The sequence below is a fragment of the Bacillus sp. V3-13 genome (assembly GCF_002860165.1).
Taxonomy (GTDB): domain Bacteria; phylum Bacillota; class Bacilli; order Bacillales; family Cytobacillaceae; genus Bacillus_BJ.
Genome location: NZ_PGUZ01000072.1, coordinates 1 through 1,663 on the forward strand (window position 1 = coordinate 1; position 1,663 = coordinate 1,663).

Consider the following 1,663-nt stretch of genomic DNA (forward strand, 5'->3'; position numbering starts at 1 on the left):
CATAATAAGTTTCATTCCTTTCGCTGTGCTCAAGGCACAAAAATTTAATGAAAGTACTCTCTAACCCTGCTAATGGTTGCTATAATGTATTTGGATAAGCAGATACACTACAGAGCACGGGGAGGTGAGTGGTGCAGTTTCATACTGCCCGCATAATAAGATGTGCCGTTTGCCATTTTCAAGTACAAATAAGTGTGCCATCGAGCACGTAAACTAATCCTTGTATAAACAATTCCCGTTTATTATGTGGCAAACAGTCAATGTCTGCTTTATCCACTATAAATTTTAGTGGGGATGTGTTTATGCTCAAAATTGTTTACCCTATTTGCTGTGGAATTGATGTCCACAAAAAGTTTGTTATTGCAACGGTAGGTACGACGAACCAATCGGGGGTTACCGAGTACCAAACGAAGCGATTTTCAACTTTTACGGAGGATTTGCACCATCTTCTAGATTGGCTGAAATCCCAATCTTGCAACCATGTCTGTATGGAGTCTACAGGCAAGTATTGGCACCCTGTGTTTAATATTTTGGAGCACGACTGTGAGGTTGTCGTTGCTAACCCAAAATATGTGAAGGGTATTCGCGGCAAGAAAACCGATAAAAAAGATTCGATTTGGCTTTGCGACCTACACAAACACGGCTTGGTTCCCGGCAGTTTTATACCACCTCTGCCCATTCGTCAAATTCGAGATTTAATGCGGTACCGGTTTAAACTCATCAACTTTAAGTCGAGCGAGAAAAACCGTGTTCAAAACTCTCTTACCGTTTCCAACATTATGATTTCCAGTGTCGTTTCGGATACTTTCGGTGTAAGTTCTATGCGAATTATTCATCATATTCTTGATCACCCTGATGATACGGATTTCGATGTTTCATCGATGTTACACGGAAAGATGAAAAACAAAACAGACACCATTGTAAAATCCATTCATGGGAATTTGACCAAGCCACAAGCCGATAAGATGCGCGTGTGCCTTGACCATATTGACAGCATTGAGAAGCACATCGCCGATATTGAATCCGTTGTTTTAAAATTAGTTCAGCCCTACTTGCCGCAAATCGAATTGATTTTATCCTTGCCAGGTATTAAAGATATCTTTACGGCTATTGCTATTCTTGGGGAAATCGGCATGGATATGTCTGTGTTTCTTTCCGATAAACATCTATGTTCCTGGGCGGGGCTTACACCGCAAAACAATGAAAGTGCCGGAAAGAAAAAATCGGTCCGTGTTTCGCGAGCTGGCCTTTACATCAAGCCTTTGTTGGTCCAATGTGCAAATGCTGTCATTAAAAGTAAAGAGTGTCCTTACTTCAAAATCCGTTATGATCAAATTAAGAAACGTCGAGGTCACAAAAAAGCGATTATTGCGATTGCCCATAAGCTACTCATTTGTATTTACCATATGCTTGATAAAAATGAGCCATTTAATGATGAGTTATACAATATGGACTCCAAACCAACACCTACTTATGCACCTCAGATCACGGAGGATATGGCTATACGATATCTGGAAAACTTAGGTTACCAGATCCCCGATAAGCGTGTACACGCTTGATATTTTTACTTTAATACATTTTTTTCCAAGTCCACTTTTGCAGTAGGCTTATTTTGTTATGCGCACTTTTTACTTATGACATATTTCTGGGTTCTTTCAAACTA

At 40.0% G+C, this 1,663-nt stretch carries 1 protein-coding gene; it reads left to right on the top strand.

Annotated features, from left to right (window positions below; genetic code table 11):
* The first annotated feature begins 302 nt into the window (after positions 1-302).
* A complete protein-coding gene (locus CU633_RS20205) occupies positions 303-1,559 on the top strand; it encodes an IS110 family transposase (RefSeq protein ID WP_101662361.1) in 1,257 nt (418 codons plus the stop codon).
* The last annotated feature ends 104 nt before the right edge of the window (positions 1,560-1,663 follow it).

Excerpts from the sequence above, each read along its gene's own strand:
- CU633_RS20205 (WP_101662361.1), top strand. The coding sequence starts at position 303 with ATGCTCAAAATTGTTTACCCTATTTGCTGTGGAATTGATGTCCACAAA.